Source organism: Nocardioides segetis (genome assembly GCF_051390595.1).
Classification (GTDB): Bacteria; Actinomycetota; Actinomycetes; order Propionibacteriales; family Nocardioidaceae; genus Nocardioides.
Genome location: NZ_JBNINR010000006.1, coordinates 174,067 through 196,625, shown reverse-complemented (window position 1 = coordinate 196,625; position 22,559 = coordinate 174,067). Strand labels below are relative to the sequence as shown.

22 protein-coding genes are annotated in these 22,559 nt (G+C 73.1%); 18 read left to right on the top strand and 4 right to left on the bottom strand.

What is annotated here, in order from left to right; all coding sequences use genetic code 11:
* Positions 1 to 23 precede the first annotated feature (23 nt).
* Both ACPZVR_RS13505 and ACPZVR_RS13500 read left to right on the top strand, forming a co-directional pair.
* Positions 24 to 1,376 (top strand): DUF6421 family protein, encoded by a 1,353-nt coding sequence (locus tag ACPZVR_RS13505; RefSeq protein ID WP_436700120.1) that lies wholly within the window; start codon positions 24 to 26, stop codon positions 1,374 to 1,376.
* Between the two features lie 20 nt (positions 1,377 to 1,396).
* The gene (locus ACPZVR_RS13500) at positions 1,397 to 2,461 is read left to right on the top strand and encodes a threonine aldolase family protein (RefSeq protein ID WP_436700119.1); all 1,065 of its coding nucleotides are present in this window, start codon (positions 1,397 to 1,399) and stop codon (positions 2,459 to 2,461) included.
* Here the strand turns inward: ACPZVR_RS13500 and ACPZVR_RS13495 are convergent.
* Positions 2,458 to 3,498, bottom strand: a complete 1,041-nt coding sequence (locus ACPZVR_RS13495) for a hypothetical protein (protein ID WP_436700118.1) — start codon at positions 3,496 to 3,498, stop codon at positions 2,458 to 2,460. The genes ACPZVR_RS13500 and ACPZVR_RS13495 overlap by 4 nt on opposite strands.
* A gap of 575 nt (positions 3,499 to 4,073) precedes the next feature.
* Here ACPZVR_RS13495 and ACPZVR_RS13490 point away from each other — a divergent pair.
* Together ACPZVR_RS13490 and ACPZVR_RS13485 are read left to right on the top strand one after the other, a co-directional pair.
* Positions 4,074 to 5,390 (top strand): HNH endonuclease signature motif containing protein, encoded by a 1,317-nt coding sequence (locus ACPZVR_RS13490; protein WP_436700117.1) that lies wholly within the window; start codon positions 4,074 to 4,076, stop codon positions 5,388 to 5,390.
* A gap of 74 nt (positions 5,391 to 5,464) precedes the next feature.
* Positions 5,465 to 5,761, top strand: a complete 297-nt coding sequence (locus ACPZVR_RS13485) for a hypothetical protein (RefSeq protein WP_436700116.1) — start codon at positions 5,465 to 5,467, stop codon at positions 5,759 to 5,761.
* Positions 5,762 to 5,794: 33 nt separating this feature from the next.
* Here the strand turns inward: ACPZVR_RS13485 and ACPZVR_RS13480 are convergent, their stop codons facing one another.
* Positions 5,795 to 6,682 (bottom strand): hypothetical protein, encoded by an 888-nt coding sequence (locus tag ACPZVR_RS13480; RefSeq protein WP_436700115.1) that lies wholly within the window; start codon positions 6,680 to 6,682, stop codon positions 5,795 to 5,797.
* Between ACPZVR_RS13480 and mshB the strand changes: the two genes are divergently transcribed.
* The 5 genes from mshB to ACPZVR_RS13455 are packed head-to-tail and all read left to right on the top strand — an operon-like array spanning position 6,681 to position 11,470.
* Complete coding sequence (mshB, locus tag ACPZVR_RS13475; protein ID WP_436700114.1) at positions 6,681 to 7,607, top strand: N-acetyl-1-D-myo-inositol-2-amino-2-deoxy-alpha-D-glucopyranoside deacetylase; 927 nt, start codon at positions 6,681 to 6,683, stop codon at positions 7,605 to 7,607. The two genes, ACPZVR_RS13480 and mshB, sit on opposite strands and share 2 nt — an antisense overlap.
* Positions 7,604 to 7,957, top strand: coding sequence for a hypothetical protein (locus ACPZVR_RS13470; protein WP_436700113.1), 354 nt, complete (start codon positions 7,604 to 7,606; stop codon positions 7,955 to 7,957). The genes mshB and ACPZVR_RS13470 overlap by 4 nt, the downstream gene beginning before the upstream one ends.
* Before the next feature lie 25 nt (positions 7,958 to 7,982).
* A complete protein-coding gene (locus tag ACPZVR_RS13465) occupies positions 7,983 to 9,788 on the top strand; it encodes a VanW family protein (RefSeq protein WP_436700112.1) in 1,806 nt (601 codons plus the stop codon).
* A 45-nt stretch (positions 9,789 to 9,833) separates the two neighbouring features.
* Positions 9,834 to 10,289, top strand: a complete 456-nt coding sequence (locus ACPZVR_RS13460; RefSeq protein ID WP_436700111.1) for a Zn-ribbon domain-containing OB-fold protein — start codon at positions 9,834 to 9,836, stop codon at positions 10,287 to 10,289.
* Entirely contained in the window at positions 10,286 to 11,470 is a 1,185-nt protein-coding gene (locus ACPZVR_RS13455) for a lipid-transfer protein (protein WP_436700110.1), read from the top strand. The genes ACPZVR_RS13460 and ACPZVR_RS13455 overlap by 4 nt, the downstream gene beginning before the upstream one ends.
* Positions 11,471 to 11,479: 9 nt before the next feature.
* Here ACPZVR_RS13455 and ACPZVR_RS13450 read toward each other — a convergent pair whose 3' ends face one another.
* On the bottom strand, positions 11,480 to 12,316 hold the full coding sequence (locus ACPZVR_RS13450; RefSeq protein WP_436700109.1) for an adenylate/guanylate cyclase domain-containing protein: 837 nt from the start codon (positions 12,314 to 12,316) through the stop codon (positions 11,480 to 11,482).
* A gap of 53 nt (positions 12,317 to 12,369) precedes the next feature.
* Between ACPZVR_RS13450 and ACPZVR_RS13445 the strand changes: the two genes are divergently transcribed.
* From ACPZVR_RS13445 to ACPZVR_RS13405, 9 genes are all read left to right on the top strand, one after another.
* A complete protein-coding gene (locus tag ACPZVR_RS13445; RefSeq protein ID WP_436700108.1) occupies positions 12,370 to 13,794 on the top strand; it encodes a MoxR family ATPase in 1,425 nt (474 codons plus the stop codon).
* Positions 13,787 to 14,188, top strand: coding sequence for an OsmC family protein (locus ACPZVR_RS13440; RefSeq protein ID WP_436700107.1), 402 nt, complete (start codon positions 13,787 to 13,789; stop codon positions 14,186 to 14,188). Before ACPZVR_RS13445 ends, ACPZVR_RS13440 begins: the two co-directional genes overlap by 8 nt.
* Positions 14,185 to 16,212 carry a hypothetical protein gene (locus tag ACPZVR_RS13435; protein WP_436700106.1) on the top strand — a complete coding sequence of 676 codons (2,028 nt, stop codon included), beginning with the start codon at positions 14,185 to 14,187 and terminating at the stop codon, positions 16,210 to 16,212. The genes ACPZVR_RS13440 and ACPZVR_RS13435 overlap by 4 nt, the downstream gene beginning before the upstream one ends.
* A 123-nt stretch (positions 16,213 to 16,335) precedes the next feature.
* Positions 16,336 to 16,671: a hypothetical protein gene (locus tag ACPZVR_RS13430; protein ID WP_436700105.1), complete on the top strand. Its 336-nt coding sequence runs from the start codon at positions 16,336 to 16,338 to the stop codon at positions 16,669 to 16,671.
* Positions 16,668 to 18,443: an alpha/beta hydrolase gene (locus tag ACPZVR_RS13425; RefSeq protein ID WP_436700104.1), complete on the top strand. Its 1,776-nt coding sequence runs from the start codon at positions 16,668 to 16,670 to the stop codon at positions 18,441 to 18,443. Before ACPZVR_RS13430 ends, ACPZVR_RS13425 begins: the two co-directional genes overlap by 4 nt.
* 47 nt (positions 18,444 to 18,490) lie before the next feature.
* On the top strand, positions 18,491 to 18,994 hold the full coding sequence (locus ACPZVR_RS13420; RefSeq protein ID WP_436700103.1) for a hypothetical protein: 504 nt from the start codon (positions 18,491 to 18,493) through the stop codon (positions 18,992 to 18,994).
* A gap of 11 nt (positions 18,995 to 19,005) precedes the next feature.
* A complete protein-coding gene (locus tag ACPZVR_RS13415; protein ID WP_436700102.1) occupies positions 19,006 to 19,785 on the top strand; it encodes a TSUP family transporter in 780 nt (259 codons plus the stop codon).
* 29 nt (positions 19,786 to 19,814) lie between these two features.
* Entirely contained in the window at positions 19,815 to 20,189 is a 375-nt protein-coding gene (locus tag ACPZVR_RS13410; RefSeq protein WP_436700101.1) for a pyridoxamine 5'-phosphate oxidase, read from the top strand.
* Positions 20,186 to 20,917: a VOC family protein gene (locus ACPZVR_RS13405; protein ID WP_436700100.1), complete on the top strand. Its 732-nt coding sequence runs from the start codon at positions 20,186 to 20,188 to the stop codon at positions 20,915 to 20,917. The genes ACPZVR_RS13410 and ACPZVR_RS13405 overlap by 4 nt, the downstream gene beginning before the upstream one ends.
* Here ACPZVR_RS13405 and ACPZVR_RS13400 read toward each other — a convergent pair.
* Positions 20,914 to 22,254 carry an ABC1 kinase family protein gene (locus ACPZVR_RS13400; protein ID WP_436700099.1) on the bottom strand — a complete coding sequence of 447 codons (1,341 nt, stop codon included), beginning with the start codon at positions 22,252 to 22,254 and terminating at the stop codon, positions 20,914 to 20,916. The two genes, ACPZVR_RS13405 and ACPZVR_RS13400, sit on opposite strands and share 4 nt — an antisense overlap.
* Between the last annotated feature and the right edge of the window lie 305 nt (positions 22,255 to 22,559).

Below are 22,559 nucleotides of genomic sequence, written 5' to 3'. Positions count from 1 at the left end.
CTATGACGGACATTCTCTCTCTCGTGGACCGTGATGACCCCCGCGGCGGCGCCGTCGTGGCGCAGCCGGCCTGGCGGACCCTGAAGGAGGCCGTCGAGGAGATCCGCGGCTGGCAGCGCGCCGACGGCTCCGTCGACCTCGAGGCCGCCGGGGCGCCCGCGCGGACGACCCTCGCCGCCGCCGTGGCGAGCGTCGTGACCGCCGTCGAGGAGCTCTCGCCGCTGCTGCCGCACGACGCGGACTACCACCGCGCGCTGGTCGCCGACCTCCGCCGCTGGGCCGACGCCGGGTTCGGCGTACCGGACTTCCTCGACTCGCTGCTGGCGTTCGAGCCGGCGCGCGAGCGCACCGACGGCCGCCAGCACCTCGTGGTCTTCCCGATGTACACCCAGAACGGCAACCCCGACCGCAACCTGGAGGCCGTCGTCTTCCGGATGGTCTGGCCCGACTGGCTGGCCGAGCTCGAGGCGACCCGCTACGACAACCCGCTGTTCTGCGGCATCACCTTCGAGGACTTCACCAGCGGCTACGACACCAACTCGGCCGTGCTCTTCCCCGAGACCGTCGCGGTGCGCGAGGTGCCCGAGCGGTTCAGCTGGGGCGCGATCTTCTGCGACCGCGAGGCCGCCCGCTTCCGCCGTGTCAGCAGCGCCGCCGTCGAGCTGCTCGGCGTCGACCTGCCCGACGAGGTCCGCGGACTCATGGACGACCAGCAACGAAGCCAGGACGCGTTCGTGCTGTGGGACATGATCCACGACCGCGCGCACAGCCACGGCGACCTGCCCTTCGACCCGTTCATGATCAAGCAGCGCCAGCCGTTCTGGATGTACGGCCTCGAGGAGCTGCGCTGCGACCTCACCGCGTTCAAGGCGGCCGTCGAGCTCGAGGCCGAGGGAGTCGCCCAGGCCGCCGACGTGCAGCACGCGATCCTGCTCGACCGGATGTTCCGGTTCCCGGTCACGGGGGAGCGCAGCCGCAACTACGACGGCCTCGGCGGCCAGCTGCTCTTCGCCTACCTCCACCAGCACGACGCGATCCGCTGGACCGACAACACGCTGCGGATCGACTGGGCGCTCGCCCGGGAGGCGACGCGCGCACTGTGCACGGAGATCGAGCAGCTCTACCGCGACGGCATCGACCGGCCCAAGCTGGTGCACTGGCAGGCCGGCTACGCACTGGTCAGCCGCTATCTCGCCCCGCACCCCGCGTCGAAGTGGGCGCGCGGCGCCGACGCCCTCGACCTCACCAAGCAGCCCCGCGAGCTCGTCGACGATGTGCTCCCCGACGAGTTCCCGTTGAGTATGTTCTTCGAGGCGCTGGCGAAGAAGCTGAAGAACGTCATCGCGGAGACGCGCGGCATCCGGGCCGCGGCCTGACCGAACGGAGCACACCCCCTGTGGCCGAGACCGCCGCACGACGCCGGCACGACCCCGACGCCCGCCAGTTCGCCAGCGACAACTACGCGGGGGTGCACCCCGAGGTGATGGCGGCGCTCGCGCTCGCCAACGGCGGGCACCAAGTGTCGTACGGCGAGGACGCCTACACCGACCACCTCCAGGTGCTGATGGCCGACCTGTTCGGGAGCGGCGTCGAGGCGTACCCCGTCTTCAACGGGACGGGTGCCAACGTGATCGGCCTGCAGGCGCTCACCGACCGCTGGGGCGCGGTGATCTGCGCCGACACCGCGCACATCCACAGCGACGAGGGTGGCGCGCCGGAGCGGATGGGCGGGCTCAAGCTGCACACCGTGGCGACGCCCGACGGCAAGCTCACCCCGGAGCTCGTCGACCGCCACGCCTGGGGCTTCGACGACGAGCACCGCGCCATGCCGCAGGTCGTCTCGATCACCCAGTCCACCGAGCTGGGCACGCTGTACACGCCCGACGAGATCCGCGCGCTCGCCGAGCACGCCCACGGGCTCGGTCTGCGCGTCCACCTCGACGGCTCCCGGCTGGCGAACGCGGCCGCCGCGCTCGGCGTACCCGTGCGCGAGTTCACCTCCGACGCGGGCGTGGACGTGCTCTCCTTCGGGGCCACGAAGAACGGCGCACTCGGTGGCGAGGCGGTGGTCGTCCTCGACCCCGGCGGCGTCAGTCACCTCAAGCACCTGCGCAAGCTCTCGATGCAGCTCGCGAGCAAGATGCGCTTCGTCTCGGTGCAGTTCGAGGCGCTGCTGGCCGACGGGCTGTGGCTGCGCCTCGCGGGCCACGCCAACGCGATGGCGCAGCGGCTCGCCGCCGGTGTCCGCGAGATCGACGGCGTCGAGATCCTCCACCCGGTCCAGGCCAACGGCGTCTTCGCCCGGCTGCCCCACGACGTCAGCCGGCGGCTGATGAAGCGGCACCGCTTCTACTTCTGGGACGAGGCCGGCGGCGACGTGCGCTGGATGTGCTCCTTCGACACCACCGAGGACGACATCGACGCGTTCCTCGCCGCGCTGCGCGAGGAGATGGGCCGCTAGCCCGGCAGGTCCTGGCGTCGCATGGCGAAGATCCAGCGCCGGTGCGGGTGCTCGCTGACCGACCACAGGCAGCCGGTCTCGGGCCACCACACGAGGTCCTCGGGACCCGGCGGCGTCGCCCAGCGGTGCTCGCGCAGGGTGCCCGGCAGGCCGACGTACACCGATCCCGGCCGGTGCGGTCCCCGCGAGCGCGTGATGACGTACCTGCCCTCGACGGCGGCGACGCCCTGCATCCGCGGCACGCCGCGGTCGTCGACCTCGGGGACTGAGCGCCCGTCCGCGGCATGGCGGGGGAGACCGGTGTCGAGGTCGATCGCGAACCGCGCCATGCGGCGGGTCTGCGCCGGGGAGCCGTACTCGCCGATCACCAGCGCCGGCTCGTCGTGGCTGCGATCGAGCGTGAGGAAGGAGTAGCGCAGGCGCTCCACCCCCTCGTCGTGGCCGCCCTGCTGGGCGAACCGGACGGGGAGCACGTAGCGGTGCCCGAAGGTGCGGTAGGACGACCCGGCGGGCACGCGCATCACGTCGCCGACATGCGCGCTGTGGAGCCCGGCGCCGGTCGCCGCGACGTGCAGGTAGTCGCCGTGCCACACGATGCCGCCGGCGTGCACCCGCAGCGGCCGGAAGCCGGGTCGGCCGTCGTCCAGCGTCGGCATCACCAGGAGCACGTGGCCGTAGCGGCGGCGGACGAGGTCGACCACGCTGATCCGGGAGCCGCCGGCACTGCGGGCGTACCACGAGGTCACCAGCACGTCGTGCCCGCGCCGCTCGCGGAAGCCGGTCTGCGCGGAGGTGGTGATGCCCTGCGGGTACCAGTTCCGGTCGCGGCGGTCGGCCGCCTCCCACGTCCAGGCGCCGCTGACCTTCAGGCCGAGCAGCCGGGGGTGCGGCGCGAACGTCCGCCGCAGGCGTAGCGGGAGGTCCGGCGCCATGCCCACCATCCCGACCCGGCCCCCGCCGTCGGAGGTCAGGGCGGCGGCGAGCGCCTCGATCTCGTCGCCGTTCTCGGCCGTGCGGGTCAGGTGCAGTCCGGGCACGATCGCCACGGTAGCCGAGACCGCCGTCGTCGCTCGGCGGCCGAGGCAGGAAGCCGCCGCGGACGAAGGAGGAGTCGGCGTCGTTCCTGGGGTTCGAGGGCCGGTCGCGCTGGGGAGGGGTGTGCGCATGCTGCGGTGGGGTGGCCGGGCGGGTTGGGAGAGGCAGCGACGGGGGGCGGGGAGGGGGGTGGGTAAGTGGTCGGGTTGCGGTTCGGTGGGCGGGACGTCCGGCGGGACCGGGCTGATGTCGTTCCTTGTTGCTGGTCGTGCTGTGAGAGATGTCTGGGGGCTGCGGTCGGGTGCATGGTTTCGTTCCGAAAGGCAGCGACGGGGAAGGCCGGGAGGGTGGCTGGGTTGGGTTGCCGGCTGCGGTTGTGGCGACGGTCGGGGGCTGGCGTGCGTCAGTGACACGTGCGGCAGGTCGGTGTGGGTCGCTGACCTGCCGTAGGTGTCACCGGCTCATCTCCCACTGGTCGAGAGGTCCTTCCGCGGTGCCTCGGTCGAGTGGGTTTCCCTTGTGCACAGGCGGGTTTGCGACGCTCGTTTGTGTCGTGGGTGGGTGGGAGTATCCAGTCATGGATCTCGGAACCCGCGCCCCGTCGACAGCAGTCCTACTGTCGCGGCTGAGCGCGGGGATCGAGGCCCGCAACCAGCTCCTCGTCGAGGAGTGGGCCGGGATCGTGGAGTGGGCGAGCGACCACGTCATCGCTGGTCCCGAGGGGGTCGCGACCCTCACCGAGGGCTACCTCGACACGGGTGTCCCGATCGCCGGCGCGGGTGCACCCCTGGTGTCGGAGTTCCCGTTGATGGAGCTCATCGCGGTCCTCGGCCGCACCCCGGATGGTGGGAAGGCGTATGTCGGGCGGGTCATCGAGTGCGCCTGGCGCCTCCCCCACGTCTACGACGCCGTCATGGCCGGCAAGCTGGCGCCGTGGCGGGCCGAGCGGATCGCCGACCTCACCCGACCCCTCTCCGCCGACGCCGCGGCGTTCGTGGACCGGCAGCTGTGGGATGCCTCCGGCGTGGGGTGGGCCCAGCTCGAACGACTCGTCACCGAGGCGGTGCTGCGGTTCGACCCCGAACACGCCGAAGCCGAACGACGCAAGGCCGCGGACCACCGGCACTTCGACATCAGTGAGGTCGACGACCACGGCCTGGTCCACCTCGACGGACTGCTGGACGCCGCCGACGGGCACGACCTGAACCTCGCGGTCGCCCGGCGTGCCGAGACCCTCGCCCGGCTGGGTGACGGCTCGTCGTTGGATGTGCGGCGGTCCAAGGCCGCCGCCGAGCTCGCCCGCCACGACCTCGCCCTCGACCTGTTGATCCCCGACCCCGACACCGGAGAAGTCGTCGACACGGTCCCGGGACGCAAGGTCGTGCTCAACGTCCACATCACCGACACCACCCTCACCAGCGACACGCCGGCCGACCTGGCTGGCTGGAACCCGGTGGGTCGGTGGGAGGAAGGCCGGTGCCCGATCACCTCGGCCCAGATCCGCGAATGGCTCCGCGCCCGGCACACCACCATCATCGTCCGCCCGGTCATCGACCTCGCCGACCATGTCCCCGTCGGGGCGTACGAGATCCCCGAGCGCCACCGCACCCGGGTCACACTCAGGGACCACACCTGCCGGTTCCCCCACTGCACCCGCCCCGCCCAGCGCTGCGACCTCGACCACGCCCGACCCCACGCCGACGGCGGAGCCACCTGTCCCTGCAACGAAGTGCCGCTGTGCCGGCGCCACCATCGGGCGAAGACGCACTCGACCTGGCGCTACGACATCCCGACGCCCGCGACCTACCTGTGGACCAGCCCCCACGGTCACCGGTTCCGCGTCGACCACCGCGGCACCCACCCCGTCCGCGCCACCCCGCGACCGGACGAGTAGCCATCCCGCCCCGCACCCGCCCGACGCACGTCCTGGCGGGCGTTCGGCGCGCCCGGATCTGGGAGGATGGGCGCATGCGGGGCATCTTCTTCGACGAGGACGACGCGCGGGCGGCCGCGCTGGTGCTGGTGCGGGGCGGCTTCTCCGCCGAGGTGCTCCGCGAGCGGCTCGCAGGCGAGGACGACGACGAGGACCATCCGTGGGCCGTCGTCACCGACGCCCCCGAGATCCAGCTCGAGATGCTCGTCGAGACGTACGACGGGTGGCTGGACCACGACGACGAGGACTCCGCGGCACCGGAGACGCCCACGAAGGCCGGCTTCGCACTGCCCCTCCCCGACGCGCCGAAGCGGATCAAGCGTCCGGAGTGAGGCTGCCGGTGCTGGTCTGCGGCCGGTGCCGGGCTACGTGCCGGACGCGCAGCCGAACGGGCCGTCGCGGCGGATGAACGCCTGGACCATCAGTGCCCGCTCGGCGAAGACGGCCTCGGCCCGGACGGCGGTGCCGTCAGCGCTGACGTGGACGTCCGCGTGGTGGTCGTACAGGTCCGGCCAGGTCTCCAGGAGGTCGGCCAGGGCCTCGGCGTCCTCTTCCGCGCCCTTCTCGTCGGAGAACTGCCGGAGTGCCCACGCCGGCTCGTCGGCGGGTACGAACACGCCCAGGCCGGCGGCGCCGCAGGGAGCGTCCAGCGTCAGCGCGGCGTACTCCAGGGCGTCCTGGTCGTCCGCGTGGTCGAGCAGGTCGTCGAAGCGGCCGGCGTCGGCCAGGGAGTCGGCGTCGTCCGCGACGACGTCGAGCAGCGCGTCGACGTCGGGGCCGGACACGATGACCTCCTCGTCGCGATCCAGCGCGAGGCTGACCTCGCCCGCGGTGAAGGTGGGCCGCTCCCGCGGTCCGGAGCGCTCGTAGCCCGCCTCCTCGAGCGCGGCGGCCACGACCTCGACGTCGACATCGTCGGAGATCTTCCACACCCGAGCGGGCGGGTCGGGTTCGTCGCCGCTCGCCGACGCCGCCCACTCGATGTCGGCGTCGGTCAGGCCAGCGTCGGTGAGGACGCTCGTCGCGGTGTCCGGCTCGGCCCGGTAGGCCGGGTCGGCGAGGGCGGCCCGGTCCAGGAAGGCGACGGCGGTGGCGTCGGCGGGGAGGTACTCCAGCGCCTCCTCGAGGCGCGAGCTCCCGTCGAGCAGGGCGCAGCCGGAGAGCGAGGCGCCGGCCAGCACCGGGACGAGTGCCGTGGCCAGCGTCAGGCGCCCGCGGATCCGCATGGGGCCCATCATTACGCTCGTGCTCATGAACCCACCCGCCGCCCACCGGCTGCTCCTCGTGCACGCCCACCCCGACGACGAGTCGATCGGCCAGGGCGCCACGATGGCGAAGTACGTCGCGCAGGGCCGGGGCGTCACGCTGGTCACCTGCACGGCAGGGGAGATGGGCGAGATCCTCGTCCCCGAGCTGGAGCACCTCGCCGCCGACCGGGAGGACCGGCTCGGCGAGCACCGGCGCGGGGAGCTGGCCGAGGCGATGAAGGCGCTCGGCGTCACCGACCACCGGTTCCTCGGCGGCTTCGGCACCTATCGCGACTCCGGCATGAAGTGGCACGAGGACGGGCACGCCGTGGCGGCCGACGACGTCCACGAGAACGCCTTCTGGCACGCCGACCTCACCGAGGCGGCCGACCACCTCGTCGCCGTCATCCGGGAGGTGCGCCCGCAGGTGCTGGTGACCTACGACGAGTTCGGCGGCTACGGCCACCCGGACCACATCCAGGCCCACCGGGTCGCGATGTACGCCGCTCAGCTCGCCGCCGCGCCGTCGTACCGCCGCGACCTCGGCGAGCCCGTCGAGATCGCCAAGATCTACTGGGGCGCGATCTCGGAGAGCCGGATCCGTGAGGGGCTGCGGCGGATCCGCGAGGCGGGCGACACCACCACCTTCGAGGGCATGGACCCCGACGGCGACCTGCCGCCGATGTTCCGCCCCGACGAGGACATCTCCTGCGAGGTCGACGCCAGCGACCACGTCGAGCAGAAGCTCGACGCGCTGCGCGCGCACGCCACGCAGATCACGACCGACGGCCCGTTCTTCGCCCTCTCGAACAACCAGGGGGCGCAGGCGTTCGGGCGCGAGCAGTTCCGGCTGGTCAAGGGCACCCCCGGTCCGCTCGACCCGGAGACCGGCTGGGAGACCGATCTCTTCGCCGGCATCCCGGAGCGGTGAGCGCGCGACCGGTCCGCCCTCTGGTCGCTCTCGCCTGTCTGATCCTGGGCGCCGGGGTCGGCCTGGCGACCGTGCTGCTCCACGGCTACGGCTGGGGCCTGGGTCTCGGCATCGCCGCGACCGCGGCCACCCTGGTGGCCCTGCCCGGCGGCTGGTGGCGGCGGTTGCCGTTCGCCCTCGGCTGGACCGCGATGCTCGGGGTGGCCACGGTCCAGCGTCCCGAGGGCGACTACGTGGTGGCCAGCGACGCCGCGGGCTACCTCCTGCTCGCGACCGGCGCCGTCGTGCTCGGCGCCGGCTTCGTGGGCCTGCTGGACCGCCGCGCCGCGGCTGAGGATGCGGACCGGTGAGCAACCCCTCCTTAGGATGACGCGTGTGACCTTCTGGGACTCTGACACGGGTGGCGGCTCCGCCGGCAAGGCCGAGCGGCCGGGCGGCAGGATCGTCCTCGTCGTCATCGTCCTGCTCGTGCTCCTCGCGGGCGGCGGGTACGTCGCGGCGCACGCCGTCGCCGGCGACAAGGTGCCGACGGGCACCTCGATCTCGGGCGTCGACGTCGGCGGGCTCACCCGCGACGCGGCGATCGAGAAGCTCGAGGAGGCGTTCGGCTCCCGCGCGGACACGCCGATCTCGGTGAGCGTGGCGCACCAGGGCCGCGCCGGCGAGGCCAACGACGCGAAGGTCGAGCCGGGTGACATCGGCCTCGCCATCGACTACGCCGCCTCGGTCGACGCGGCCGGCGCCGGCGACTCGTGGAGCCCGGCGCGCCAGTGGGACTACTTCACCGGCGGCGGCGACGTCGACGCCGTCGTGGACGTCGACGAGGACCTGCTCGACGAGAAGCTCGCCGAGCTCTCCGAGGGCCTCGGCACGCCGCCCCAGGACGGCACGGTCACCTTCACCGCCGACGGCGTGCAGAGCACCCAGCCGCAGGCGGGCCAGGAGGTTGACCGCGGCCAGGCCCGCGCCGCGATCACGGAGGCGTTCCTGGCGGGGGAGACCGCCGTCGAGCTCGAGGTCGCTCCGGCGCAGCCGGACATCGACGCCGCTGACGTCGCGGAGGCGCTCGAGGCCTTCGCGAACCCGGCCATGGCGAACGCGGTGAGCCTCCAGTTCGGCGAGAACGACGTGAGGCTGACGCCGCGCAGGTTCGCGCCCGTGCTGTCGATGCGGCCCGAGAACGGCAAGCTCGTCCCGGCCGTGGACGAGGCGGCCCTCGCCGAGCTGGTCAAGGGGGCCACCGCCGACGGCCAGCCGGTCGACGCGACGGTGAAGCTGAACAAGAAGGGCAAGCCGAAGGTCGTCCCGGCCAAGCCCGGCGTCACCTTCGACCCGGCCGAGGCCGCGCAGGTCTTCCTCGGCCTGCTGACCGCGCCCGAGGGATCACGCAGCGGGCCGGTCACCGCGCAGGTCGCCGACGCCGCCTTCACGACCCAGGACGCCGAGAACCTGGGGGTCGTCGAGAAGGTGTCGGAGTTCTCGACGTACTACCCGCACGCGGACTATCGCAACGTCAACATCGGCCGTGCCGCCGAGCTGATCGACGGCACCCTCCTCAAGCCCGGCGAGGAGTTCTCCCTCAACGGCATCGTCGGCGAGCGCACCGCCGAGAACGGCTTCACCGAGGGCTACATCATCAGCAACGGCATCCTGCGCAAGGACCTCGGCGGCGGGGTCTCGCAGATGGCCACGACGGCCTTCAATGCGATGTTCTTCGCCGGCCTCAAGGACATCCAGCACAAGCCGCACTCGTTCTACATCGACCGCTACCCGGTCGGTCGCGAGGCCACGGTCGCCTGGCCGACGGTCGACCTGCGCTTCCAGAACGACACCGAGTACGGCGTCCTCATCCACGCCTTCGTCGTCCCGAGCACCTGGTCGCGCCAGGGCAAGGTGACCGTGCAGATGTGGTCGACGAAGGTCTGGGACATCGAGTCGACGACGTCGAACCGGTACGCGCAGGTGCCGCCAGCGACCCGGACGCTGACCACACCCGACTGCGAGCCCCACACCGGTTGGTCCGGCTTCCAGGTCGACGTCACCCGCATCTTCCGCAAGGCCGGCGAGTCCGCCGTGGACCACACGGAGAAGTTCCACACGGTCTACACGCCCTCGGACACGGTGAAGTGCGAGCAGCCGAAGCCGCCCCCGGCCGGGAGCCCGGACCCGGGCGACGGCTGAGCCCTTCGCGCGACTCACCAAGCACTTGCTTGGTAGCATGCCGTCATGACCCCCGTGATCGAGGGCTGGTTCACCACCGGTGACGAGCCACGGCTGCTGGCCTCCCGCTGCACGACCTGCGGCAATCTGGTGTTCCCGCCGGTGGCGTCCGGCGACGGCGCGGCCGCCTTCTTCTGCCGCAACCCCGCCTGCGACGGCCGGGAGCAGGAGAGTGTCGAGCTCGCCCGGCGGGGCCGGGTGTGGTCGTACACCGACGCGCAGTACCAGCCGCCGGCGCCGTACGTGCCGCGGACTGACCCGTTCCGGCCGTTCGCGCTGGCCGCGGTCGAGCTGCCCGAGGGGATCGTGGTGTTGGGGCAGGTCGCCGACGGCTACGGCGTGGCCGACCTCGAGGTCGGTGCCGAGGTGGAGCTGGTCGTCGAGACGCTCGACGTCGACGAGACGGGGGAGCGGACCATCTACCGCTGGAAGCCGGTCCCTGGTCAGGAGGCGACGGCATGAGCGTGGTGATCGCGGGTGCGGGCATGCACCCCTGGGGCAAGTGGGGTCGTGACTTCACGGAGTACGGCGTGCACGCGGCCCGGGAGGCGTTGAAGGACTCCGGTATCGCCTGGTCGGACGTGGACCTCGTCGTGGGCGGGGAGACCGTGCGCAACGGGTATGCCGGTTACGTCGCCGGGTCGACGTTCGCGCAGGCGCTGGGCTGGAACGGCGCGCGGATCGCGACGTCGTACGCCGCGTGCGCGACCGGGGCGCAGGCGATCGACACCGCGCGGGCGCGGATCCTGGCCGGGATGAGCGAGGTCGCGCTGGTCGTGGGGGCGGACACCACGCCGAAGGGGTTCCTCGCGCCCAATGCGGGGGAGCGGTGGGGTGACCCTGACTGGCTGCGGTTCCGGCTGCTCGGCATGACCAACCCGGCGTACTTCGCGCTCTACGCGCGGCGGCGGATGGATCTGTACGGCGCGACCTCGGAGGACTTCGCCGAGGTCAAGGTCAAGAACGCCCGGCACGGGCTGGCGAACCCGTATGCGCGGTTCCGCAAGGAGTCGTCGGTGGCCGAGGTGCTCGCCTCGCCGATGGTCTGCGACCCGTTGCACCTGCTCGACATCTGCGCGACCTCCGACGGCGCGGCCGCGGTGGTGTTGACCAGTGCGGAGTACGCGAAGAAGCACGGCATCGCGGCGCCGGTGACGGTGGCGGCGGTCTCGACCGTGACGCCGACCTTCCCGAACACGGTCATCGACATGCCGCTGCTGGCCACCGACTCCTGGTCGGTGGTCGGGGTGGGGGAGCGGACGTTCAAGGAGGCGATCGGTCAGGCGGCGTACGAGGAGGCGGGCATCGACCCTGCCGATGTCGACGTGGCGGAGGTCTACGACCTGTCCACGGCGCTGGAGCTGGACTGGATCGAGGACCTCCAGCTGTGCAAGCGCGGCGAGGCCGAGGCCCTGCTGCGCGCCGGGGACACCGCGCTCGGCGGCCGGATCCCGGTCAACCCGTCGGGAGGTCTGGCCTGCTTCGGCGAGGCCGTGCCCGCTCAGGCGATCGCGCAGGTCTGCGAGCTCACCTGGCAGCTGCAGGGTCGCGCGGAGGGCCGGCAGGTCGAGGGCGCGACGGTCGGCATCACCGCCAACCAGGGCCTCTTCGGCCACGGCTCCTCGGTGATCCTGTCCGTCTGAGCCTGCTGCTCAGCTCCCCGGCGGGAGGATCTCCCAGACCACGTGCTCGCCGGCGAGGCCCTTGAGCTCGACGGCGTCGCGCTCCACGAGCGTGAGGGCCGCGGCGTCGTCGAGCGCCTCGCGGACGGCGTCGCTGGCGAGGATCTCGCCGCCGTGGGCGTGGCTCGCGACGCGGGCGGCCATGGCGACGTTGCGGCCGAAGTAGTCCCCGTCCCGGGCCACCACCTGGCCGGTGTGGATGCCGATCCGCACCAGGATCGGACCGTGGCGGCGCAGGGTGAGGTCACGCGGCAGGTCGCGCTGGATGCCGAGCGCGGCCCGGCAGGCGGCCTCGGTGTCGCGGAAGGCGACCATGAACCCGTCGCCGGCGGTCTTCACCACCTGGCCGCGGTACTTCTCGATCTGGGTCCGCAACACCCGGTCGTGGGCCGCGAGGACCTTCACCCAGGTCGCGTCGCCGAGCCGGTCGTTGAGCGGTGTGGAGTCCTCGATGTCGGAGAAGAACAGGGTGACCGTGCCGTCCGAGGCGGCCATGTTGAGGATGTCGGCGCGCTCGTCGTCGCTCGCCCAGCTCTGGAGATCCTCGACGGTGCTCTGGATCAGGCCGGTGATGCCGTGCGAGCGGACCTTCGACGCGGTCCGGATCACCCGGCGTACGGCGCGCTCGGCCGAGTTGGCGGGCGGCGGCGGACGCAGCGCGGCGTCGAGGTCGGACTCGAGCTGGGCGACGTGCGTCCGGGCCTCGGCGAGCCGGTCCTGCAGCCGGACGCGGTCCCGGGCGAACAGCACGACCAGGCCGAGCAGGCCCGCCACCAGGAGGCACAGGAGCACGACGACGACCGCCACGTTCGACAGCGTAGGGGCAGCGAACCTCTTGCGGACCGCAGTAGCGTGAGACGGTGACCACTCCGGTTCCCACGCCCGCTCCCACGATCAGCACCCTCGGCGAGCTGCGCGCCTCCGGCCACCGGCACCAGCACCTGCGGGCCGAGCTGCGCAACAACCTGCTCGCCCGGCTCGCGGCCGGCGAGGACCCCTGGCCGGGGCTGCACGGCTTCGAGAGCACCGTCATCCCGCAACTGGAGCGGGCGATCATCGCCGGCCACGACGTCGTCCTCCTCGGTGAGCGCGGCCAGGGCAAGACCCGCCTGCTGCGCACCCTCGTCGGGCTGCTCGACGAGTGGACGCCGGTGATCTCCGGCTCCGAGCTCGGCGAGCACCCCTACGACCCGGTCACCGTGACCTCCCGGGCCGCCGTGGCATCGTACGGCGACGACCTGCGGATCTCCTGGCGCCACCGCGAGGAGCGGTACGCCGAGAAGCTGGCCACGCCCGACACCAGCGTCGCCGACCTGATCGGCGACGTGGACCCGATGAAGGTCGCCGAGGGCCGCTCGCTGGGCGACCCGGAGACGATCCACTTCGGGCTGATCCCCCGCTCCCACCGGGGGATCGTGGCGATCAACGAGCTGCCCGACCTGGCCGAGCGGATCCAGGTCGCGATGCTCAACGTCATGGAGGAGCGCGACATCCAGATCCGCGGCTACGTCCTGCGCCTGCCGCTGGACGTGTTCGTCGTCGCCTCGGCCAACCCCGAGGACTACACCAACCGGGGCCGGATCATCACGCCGCTCAAGGACCGCTTCGGCGCCGAGATCCGCACCCACTACCCGAAGGCGCTCGACGCCGAGATCGCGGTCATCCGGCAGGAGGCCGACCTGCTGCCCGACCGGGTCGACGTGCCCGACTTCCTCGTCGAGATCCTCGCCCGCTTCACCCGCAACCTGCGCGAGTCCAGCGCCGTCGACCAGCGCTCGGGCGTCTCCGCCCGGTTCGCCATCGCCGGTGCGGAGACCATCGCCGCCGCCGCGCTGCGCCGCGCGACCATCGAGGGAGAGGACCGGGCCGTCGCGCGGGTCGTCGACCTCGAGACGGCGGTCGACGTGCTCGGGGGCAAGATCGAGTTCGAGTCGGGCGAGGAGGGTCGCGAGACCGAGATCCTCACCCACCTGCTGCGCACGGCGACGGCGGAGACCGTCCGCGAGCGCTTCCGCGGCCTCGACTTCGCGCTGCTCGTCGACGCGATCGAGGAGGGCGCGACCGTCGTGACCGGCGGCCAGGTCACCGCGCGCGACGTGCTGGCCGGACTGCCGGTGCTGGGGGAGTCGGACCTCTACGACCAGGTCTGCGAGCGGGTGAACGGATCCGGCGGCGGGCGCACCGACGGCGAGCGCGCCGCCGCGATCGAGCTCGCGCTCGAGGGTCTGTTCCTGGCCCGCAAGATCGGCAAGGACTCCGACGGGGTGGAGACGGTCTATGGCTGATCCCTCCCCGTTCCGCGTCCGGGTCTCCTCCGGCACCCTCCGCGACCCGGTGGGCGACGGGGTCGTGCTTCCGCACGCCTGGACGGAGGAGGGCGTGCTCGCCGGGCCGGTGACCAACGGCGCCCAGGTGCTCCACCTCGCCGTGGCTCTGTGCGTGCTCAACGACACCTATCGCGAGGCCCGACGGCTGGAGGTGCCGGTCGACGGTGTCCGCGTGACCGCCGACGGCGGCTTCGACGACGTGTGGACCTCCACCGGGATCGCCTACGACATCGCCCTCGACACGACGGCGCCGGCCGAGACCGTGCGGTTGCTGCTCGAGGTCGTCGAGGAGGTCGCCGAGATCCCGCGGGCGCTGCGCGAGGGCGCCGACGTACGCCGGGTGCTGTCGTGAGCCGCTATCGCAGGTACGACGGCGGCGATCCGCTCGCCCCGCCCGTCGACATCGCCGAGGCCCTCGACGCCATCGGCGAGGACGTGATGGCCGGCTACAGCCCCGAGCGCGCGATGCGGGAGTTCCTGCGCCGCGGCGGCCAGGACCAGGCCGGTCTCGACGATCTCGCCCGCCGCGTGGCCGAGCGCCGCCGTGAGCTGCTGCAGCGGCACAACCTCGACGGGACGCTCAACGAGGTGCGCGAGCTGCTGGAGAAGGCGGTGCTCGAGGAGCGCAAGCAGCTAGCCCGCGATGCCATGATGGACGACGGCGACCGCGCCTTCCGCGAGATGCGGCTGCAGAGCCTGCCCGACTCGCCGGCCGCGGCGGTCACCGAGCTCGGTGACTACGACTGGCAGTCCCGCGAGGCGCGGGAGGCCTTCGAGCAGATCAAGGACCTGCTCGGTCGCGAGCTGCTCGACCAGCGCTTCGCGGGGATGAAGCAGGCGCTCGAGAACGCCACCGAGGCCGACCGGCAGGCGATCGACGAGATGCTCTCCGACCTCAACGACCTGCTGGAGAAGCACGCGGCCGGCACCGACACCCAGCAGGACTTCGACGACTTCATGGCCAAGCACGGCCGGCACTTCCCGGAGAACCCCCAGGACATCGACGAGCTCCTCGACACGCTCGCGCAGCGCTCGGCCGCCGCGCAGCGGATGCTGAACTCGATGACGCCCGAGCAGCGCGCCGAGCTGATGCAGCTCTCGGCGCAGGCCTTCGGCTCGCCGGCCCTGATGGCGCAGCTCGACCGGCTCGACCAGAACCTGATGTCCCTGCGCCCCGGTGAGGACTGGGGTGGCTCGGAGCAGTTCGGCACCGGCGACTCCCCGACCACCGGCCTCGGCCTCGGCGACGGCACCGGGGTCCTCCAGGACCTCGCCGACCTCGACGCGCTGGCCGACCAGCTGGCCCAGGGGTACGGCGGCGCGCGTCTCGACGATGTCGATCTCGACAAGCTGGCCCGGCAGCTCGGCACCGAGGCCGCCGTCGACGCCCGCAAGCTCCAGGAGCTCGAGAAGGCGCTGCGCGAGTCGGGCGCGATGGAGCGCGGCTTCGACGGCGAGCTGCGGCTCACCCCGAAGGCGATGCGCCAGCTCGGCAAGGCGCTGCTGCGCGACGTCGCGCAGCGGATGTCGGGTCGACAGGGGCAGCGCGACCTGCGCCAGGCCGGCGCGGCCGGAGACCTGTCCGGGGCGACCCGACCGTGGGAGTTCGGCGACACCGAGCCGTGGGACCTGCCGCGGACCATGCTCAACGGCGTGCTCCGTCGGGCCGGCGAGCCCGGCGGACCGCTCCTGTCGATCGACGACGTCGAGGTCGCGGAGACCGAGGCCCGCACCCAGGCCGCCGTCGCGCTCTGTGTCGACACCAGCTTCTCGATGGCGATGGACGGCCGGTGGGTGCCGATGAAGCAGACCGCGCTGGCCCTGCACACCCTCATCGGCTCTCGCTTCCGGGGCGACAGCCTGGAGCTGATCGGCTTCGGGCGACACGCGCAGACGATGCGGATCGAGGAGCTGACCGCGCTCGACGCCCGCTGGGCCAAGGGCACCAACCTGCATCACGCGCTGCTGCTGGCCAACCGTCACTTCCGCAAGCACGCAGGCGCCCAGCCGGTGCTGCTGATCGTGACCGACGGCGAGCCGACCTCGCACCTGGAGTCGAGCGGCGAGGTGTACTTCTCCTACCCGCCGCACCCGATGACGATCGCCCTCGCCGTCCGCGAGCTCGACAACGCCCGCCGGCTGGGAGCACAGACGACCTTCTTCCGGCTCGGCGAGGATCCCGGTCTCGCGCGGTTCATCGAGTCGATGGCCCGTCGCGTCGACGGCGCGGTCATCGCCCCCGAGGCCGGTGACCTCGGCGCCGCCGTCGTCGGCTCTTATCTCGGCTCGCGCCGGGGCGGGACGGGCGGTCCCGGTGGCTCCGGGCCGGGCACCTACGGCGACTGGTTCGGCTCGCGCGGGTTCTGGGTCGGCTGAGCGGCCGCCGCTTGAGCGCGGATCCCGGGGCCGCTGTGGACAACCCGCGCCGCTCGTTTCCCGGCCCGGCCCGTCGGGCAGCCGACGGTGCATGAACCCGCACCCCACCCCACCGGCCCCGTCATGGCCGTGATCCTCGACGTCCCGTACGCCGTCCTCCGCGCCGCCCGCGAGAGCTGGGACCTCGCCGGCGACGAGCTCGACGGTGCCTGGCGCCGGCTCGCCCGGGCCTCGACGACCGACCTGTCCGCCGCCGTCGCGGCCGCGGTCCGTGGCTTCGCCGAGCCGTGGGCCGACGAGCTCAAGGCGGCGGCCGCGCTGGCCGCCGCCCATGCGGAGGAGTTCGTCTTCTTCCACCGCAGGCTGGTGATCGTCGACCGGGCCCAGGCCGAGCGGCTGCGCTCGCTCCTGCCGTGGGCCGAGCACGACGCGTCCGTGCGGGTGGTGAGCGGACCGTGACGACCGTCCCGGTGCCCGCCCACGTGCCCGCCTGCCCGTCCCTCGAGTCGCTGCCCGCGGGCGCGCAGGATCTCGCCACCGACCTGCGTGCGGCCACGATCGCGGTCAAGAACGTCCAGGGCCGGGCCGCGGCCGTCGCGGCGCCCGCGTGGACGGGAGACACCGCCGACGCCCACGACCATGCGGCGACCCGGTTCGCGACCAGGCTGGAGGCAGGCGAGGCCGCGCTCGACCGGGCGGTCGTGGCGGCGGACCGGTTCGGCGAGCGGCTGTCCGCGCTGCTCGGCCGACGCGACGACCTCGCCGAGCTCCGCGCCGCGCTGAACACCGAGATCGACGTCCTGGCCGCCGACGTCGTCGCCGCGGCGATCGGGGACGACCGCCACGTCGAGCTCCGACAGCGGGCCGGCGAACTCTCGGCGCGGGCCGCGGACCTGCGTGCCGGGATCGCCGCGTGGGAGCAGGCCGAGGCGGACGCCGAGGCGGACCTGGTGGCCGCGCTCCGCTCCGTCGACGATGTCGGCCAGGGCGCGGCCGCCGCCGTGGCCGCGGGTCGTCCCGGCGCCGCCGACCTGGCGCGCCGGCTCCGCGCCCTGGCCGGCGATCCCGTGGCGCTCGCCGCGTGGTGGCGCAGGCTGCGCAGGGCGGAGCGCGAGGCGCTCACCACCGAGCACCCCGAGCTCGTCGGCAATGCCGGCGGGCTGCCGGTGGACGACCGCGACGAGGCCAACCGCGGCCAGCTCGCCCGCGACCTCGACCTCTACGGCCAGCGCCGTGACGACGGACAGCTGACCCGCGGGGACGAGCGGCGGTGGGCGAACGCGACCCACGTCCACGAGGCGCTGGAGGAGTACCGCGAGCTCCGCGACCCCGCGACCGGCACCCGGCTCACCGAGCTGATCGCCTACGCCCCGGGCCTGCACTCCGGCGACGGTGGCGTCGCCGTCGGCTTCGGGGACCCCGACACCGCCGACCACGTCTCCGTCAACGTGCCGGGCCTGACCACGGACTCCGCCAGTCTGTCCGGCAACCTCGACAAGACCCTCGCCCTCCACCAGGCCGCGGTCGCCGAGGACCGCGGCAGCGTCGCCTCCGTCCACTGGGCCGACTACGATGCCCCGAGCGGCCATCCGCTGGACCCGTTCGACCCGTTCGGGCAGCTGGACTTCGCGAGCGTCGCACTGCCCGGGAAGGCGGAGGCCGGCGGCGACCGGCTCGCCGACTTCGTCGACGGCATCCGCGCCTCCGACCAGGGCCCGCCCGCCCACCTGACGGCGATCGGGCACAGCTACGGCTCGACGACCCTCGGTCATGCCCTCGCCGCCGGCCTCCCGGTCGACGACGCGGTCCTGCTCGGGAGCCCGGGCGTTCCCGCCGCCGACGCCGACGGGCTCACGGGGGCCGACCTGTGGGTCGGCAGCAAGGACCGCGACCCGGTCACCCTGCTCGGCGGCGGGCCCCTGGGCCACGACCCGGCCGCCGCCGGCTTCGGCGGGACCCGGTTCGAGACCGGCGACGGCGAGCTGAGGGTCGAGGAGCTGCTCGACAACCACACGTCCTACTTCGAGGGCGCCTCGCTCGACAACGTCGCCCACGTCGTCGCGGGCGCCGGCGACGAGGTGACCGAGCAGCCCCCGCGCGGAGCGGAGGGGAGCGCGCACCTGACCCTGCCGGAGCTGCTGGTCGCGTCGAGCGCGGCGAGCGCCGGTCACGGCCTGGCCGAGGCCGGCGCCTGGCTCTGGGAGCACACGACCCTCGGCGGGTTCCGGTGATCGGGTCGCCGTGGAGGGCGACGGCCCCGAGCGGGATCCTGACCCTGGTGACGGCCGCGGCGGCTGCGGCGACCGGGTGCGGCGGTCCCGCCGACAGCACCGGCGCGGTCGCGGTCGAGGCCGTCGTGGCGGAGGTCGACCGGGTCCTCGGCGACCTGGTGCCCGATCTGGTCCGCGCGCTGCGGCTCGACGGGGCGCGCGGCAGCCGGTCCTTCACGATCTGCGGAGACCGAGCCGCGCCGCGCGGCGTCGTGGTCAACACGTTCGTGCGCTTCGGCTCCTCGTCCTCCGACCTGACGCGGGCGGAGGCCACGGCCACCGTCGCGGTCCTCCTCGACGCCGCCGGCTGGACGATCGACGATCCCGCCAACCGGGCACTGCTCACCGCCGACAGGGGGCGGCTCGAGCTGCACGTCACGATCACACCGAGCCTGGTGCAGCTCGACCTCGGCTCAGCGTGCGTCGCGACACCCGACCTGGTCGCCCGTGCGTACGACGACCGGCCGGTCGCCGACCTCGCCCTCTCGGTCCCGGACCGCACCGGCTCGTAGAGTTCGGCGGCGTGGGGGACCTCAGCCTGACCGTCGTCGCGCTCCTCGCCCTCGCCGCCCTCGCCGCGGGGTTCGTGGACGCGGTCGTCGGTGGCGGCGGCCTGGTGCAGCTGCCGGCGCTGCTCCTCGGCCTGCCGGGCGCGAGTCCGGTCCAGGTGCTCGCGACCAACAAGATCGCCTCGGTGTGCGGCACCGCGGTCAGCTCGCTGACCTACTACCGCCGCATCGGCCCCGACCCGCGCACCTTCCTGCCGCTCATGGCGCTCGCGCTCGGCGGCGCGTTCGGCGGTGCCCTGCTCGCGTCGCGAATCCCCCGCGAGGCGTTCGAGCCGATCGTCCTCGTCGCACTCGTCGCCGTCGGCGGATACGTGGTGCTGCGCCCCCAGCTGGGGGAGCGGACCGCGCTGCGGTTCGCCGGCCACCGTCACCTGGCCGCCGCGATGGGCGTCGGGTTCGTGATCGGCTTCTACGACGGCATCCTCGGGCCGGGCACGGGCAGCTTCTTCGTCTTCGCCCTCGTCGGTCTCCTGGGCTACGACTTCCTGCAGGCCTCGGCCAAGGCCAAGCTGGCGAACTTCGCGACCAACCTGGGCGCACTGCTGCTCTTCGTGCCCAGCGGCGCGGTGCTGTGGGACGTCGGGCTGATGATGGGCGCCTGCAACCTGGTCGGCGGCTACCTCGGCGCCCGCACGGCGGTCGCCCGCGGTGCCCGGTTCGTCCGGGTGTTCTTCATCGCGGTGGTGAGTGCGTTCGTGGTCCGTATCGGCGGCGGCGTTCTCGGGCTGTGGTGAGCGCCCGGGACACGTCCTAACCTGAGGTCATGAGCATCCCGGTGGATCCCGCGGACCTGCGCCAGGCCCTGGCCGACTTCGGCAGCGGGTACCTGCTGTCGACGTCGTCTCCCCAGGTGAAGGTCGTGACCGTCGACCCGGTGGCCGGCGACGACGGCACGCTCCGCATCGCGGGGCCGGGACGCGGGACGCTGCGCAACCTCGCCGAGAATCCCGTCGTGACGGTGGTGTTCCCACCCCGGCAGCTCCACGGCTACACGCTCCTCGTCGACGGCACCGCCGCGAGCGAGGGCGAGGATGTCGTCGTCACGGCGACCACGGCGGTGCTGCACCGTCCCGCCGCCCACGCCGACGGACCGCTGCCGCCCGAGGGCTGCGGCCACGACTGCGCGCCCGTCGGATGAGCCCGTTCTGGGTCACGGCCTTCCTCGACAACGCCGCCGCGCACCACCAGGAGAGCGTCGGCTTCTGGCAGGAGGCGACGAGGTACGCCGTCTCGCCGCCCCGCGGCGACCACGACGAGTTCGCCTCGCTCCTGCCGCCGGACGGCGACCCCTACCTCAAGGTCCAGCGGCGTCACGCCGGTGCGGACCGGATCCACCTCGACCTCCATGTCGCCGACCCGCTCGCCGCGGCGGACGCCGCCCGGGTCGCGGGGGCCACGGTCGTCGCCGACCGCGGGTACGTCGTGATGGCGTCGCCGGCCGGCCTGGTCTTCTGCTTCGTCGACCATCCGGCGTCGCGCCGGCCGGCCGCGACGGTGCACGGACCGGGATCGGTCGTGCGGGTGCGCCAGGTCTCGATCGACGTGCCGCGGGCGTCGTACGAGCGTGAGCTGGGCTTCTGGGCGGCGGTCACCGGTTGGCGGCAGCGCCTGTCCACGGTCACCGAGGACTTCCGGTTCCTCGACGCGCCCGAGGGGCAGCCGCTCGGCCTGCTGCTCCAGCGGCTCGGCGCCGACGACACCGGCGACGTGCGCGCGCACCTCGACTGGGGCACCACCGACCGGGCGGCGGAGACCGAGCGCCACCTCGGGCTCGGGGCGCGGGTGCTCGCACAGCACCGGCTCTGGACGGTGCTCAGCGACCCGGTCGGCCGGGTCTACTGCCTCACCGACGGCGACCCGCGTTAGTCACTCGCCGGGGTGAAGCCCGGCAGGAACTCCTCCATGATCGCCCGGAACGGCGCCTCGGCCTCGAGCTGGCTGAGCACCCCGACGCCGCCGAGCCAGGTGCGGTGGATGAGGACGTAGGACGGGGGCAGGTTGAGCTTGATGCTCACCGTGTACGCCGGGTCCTTCGGGTTGTTGATCCGCTGGAACTGCTCGCGCATCCACTCCCGGCTGAACCGGAAGCGCTCCACCAGCGTGGGGTCGACGAAGGGGGCGAGGTAGTCCATCAGGAGCTGCGGGTCGATCCGGATCCGGTCCTTGAGGAACCCCTCGTCGCGCAGTCCCGCGATCAGCGCGTCGCCGTCGCCGGCCGCGCACAGGGTGATCAGCCGGCCCATCGGCTCAGGCAGCCCACGCTGCGGCAGCCGCGCCACGGCGCCGTAGTCGAGGACGCCGAGCCGGCCGGGCGAGCCGTCGCCGGCGGGGATCACCCGGAAGTTGCCGGGATGCGGGTCGGCGTGGAGCAGGCCGGTGCGGGCCGGGCCGGAGAAGAGGAACCGGGTGAAGATCTCGCCGTAGTGATCGCGCTCCTCGGCCGTCCCGTCGGCGATGACCGCGGCGAGCGAGCCCGTCGAGTCGAGCCACTCGGTGACCAGGACGCGCTCACCGACCGCGACGACGTCGGGTACGACGATGTGGGGGTCGTCGCGGAACGCCCGCGCGAACTCCCGCTGGGCCTCGGCCTCCAGGGCGTAGTCGAGCTCCTCGCGGGCGCGGGCCTGGACCTCCTCGACGAGCGGCTTCATGTCCACGCCGGGGATCAGCGGGCCGATCGCCCGCGCGGCCCGCGCCAGCGTGCGCAGGTCCGCCATGAGGGCGGCGCCGGCGTCGGGGTACTGCACCTTGACGGCGACCCGCCGACCGTCGTGCCACAGGCCCTCGTGGACCTGCCCGATGCTCGCGGCCGCGGTCGGCGCTCCGTCGAGCCGGACCAGCCGCTCCCTCCAGTCGGCGCCGAGATCCTCGGCGAGCAGGTCACGGACCGTCTGGGTCGGCATCGGGGGAGCGGAGTCCTGGAGGCGGGTGAGCTGCTCGCGGTACGGCGCCGCCATCTCCTCCGGCAGCGCCGACTCGAGCACGGACAGTGCCTGGCCGAACTTCATCGCTCCGCCCTTGAGCTCGCCGAGCGTCCGGAACAGCTGCTCGGCCGTGCGCTGCTGGATCTCGCTCATCACCGCTTCGGCGGGAGCCCCGCCGAGGCGCCTGCCGAACCCGACCGCGGTGCGGCCGGCGTACCCGAGGGGCAGCGCCGCGAGCCGCGCCGTGCGCGCCGCGGCCTTCCGGGGGAGGTCAGCCATACCCTCAGTCTGTCAGGTGCCCCGGCGGCGGAGATCGGCGTCAGGGTCCGTCGCCACGAACACCTCAGGTCGCCCCGTCGGCCGCCGATCACCGCAGTGACCGCGGGCCGCGCGTTCTCAGATAACGCATGCCCCACGCTGCGGCCGTGTCACAGGCCACATCCCGGCGGTCCAACTCGTCCCCCCACGCGCCGGACATCGCTCAGGAAAGCACCTAGCGTGTGAGCCGATCAATGGGACACGCCTGGCTCGATCCGTGGGAGGGAAGAGCCGGTGCAGAGGCTGGAGGGGCCTTCTTCATGGCT

Bases quoted from the DNA above. Each gene is read 5' to 3' on its own strand.
- ACPZVR_RS13460 (WP_436700111.1), top strand. From the start codon at position 9,834: ATGACCCCCGTGATCGAGGGCTGGTTCACCACCGGTGACGAGCCACGG.
- ACPZVR_RS13405 (WP_436700100.1), top strand. From the start codon at position 20,186: ATGAGCCCGTTCTGGGTCACGGCCTTCCTCGACAACGCCGCCGCGCAC.
- mshB (WP_436700114.1), top strand. From the start codon at position 6,681: ATGAACCCACCCGCCGCCCACCGGCTGCTCCTCGTGCACGCCCACCCC.
- ACPZVR_RS13455 (WP_436700110.1), top strand. From the start codon at position 10,286: ATGAGCGTGGTGATCGCGGGTGCGGGCATGCACCCCTGGGGCAAGTGG.
- ACPZVR_RS13485 (WP_436700116.1), top strand. From the start codon at position 5,465: ATGCGGGGCATCTTCTTCGACGAGGACGACGCGCGGGCGGCCGCGCTG.
- ACPZVR_RS13480 (WP_436700115.1), bottom strand. From the start codon at position 6,682: ATGAGCACGAGCGTAATGATGGGCCCCATGCGGATCCGCGGGCGCCTG.
- ACPZVR_RS13440 (WP_436700107.1), top strand. From the start codon at position 13,787: ATGGCTGATCCCTCCCCGTTCCGCGTCCGGGTCTCCTCCGGCACCCTC.
- ACPZVR_RS13490 (WP_436700117.1), top strand. From the start codon at position 4,074: ATGGATCTCGGAACCCGCGCCCCGTCGACAGCAGTCCTACTGTCGCGG.
- ACPZVR_RS13430 (WP_436700105.1), top strand. From the start codon at position 16,336: ATGGCCGTGATCCTCGACGTCCCGTACGCCGTCCTCCGCGCCGCCCGC.
- ACPZVR_RS13400 (WP_436700099.1), bottom strand. From the start codon at position 22,254: ATGGCTGACCTCCCCCGGAAGGCCGCGGCGCGCACGGCGCGGCTCGCG.
- ACPZVR_RS13410 (WP_436700101.1), top strand. From the start codon at position 19,815: ATGAGCATCCCGGTGGATCCCGCGGACCTGCGCCAGGCCCTGGCCGAC.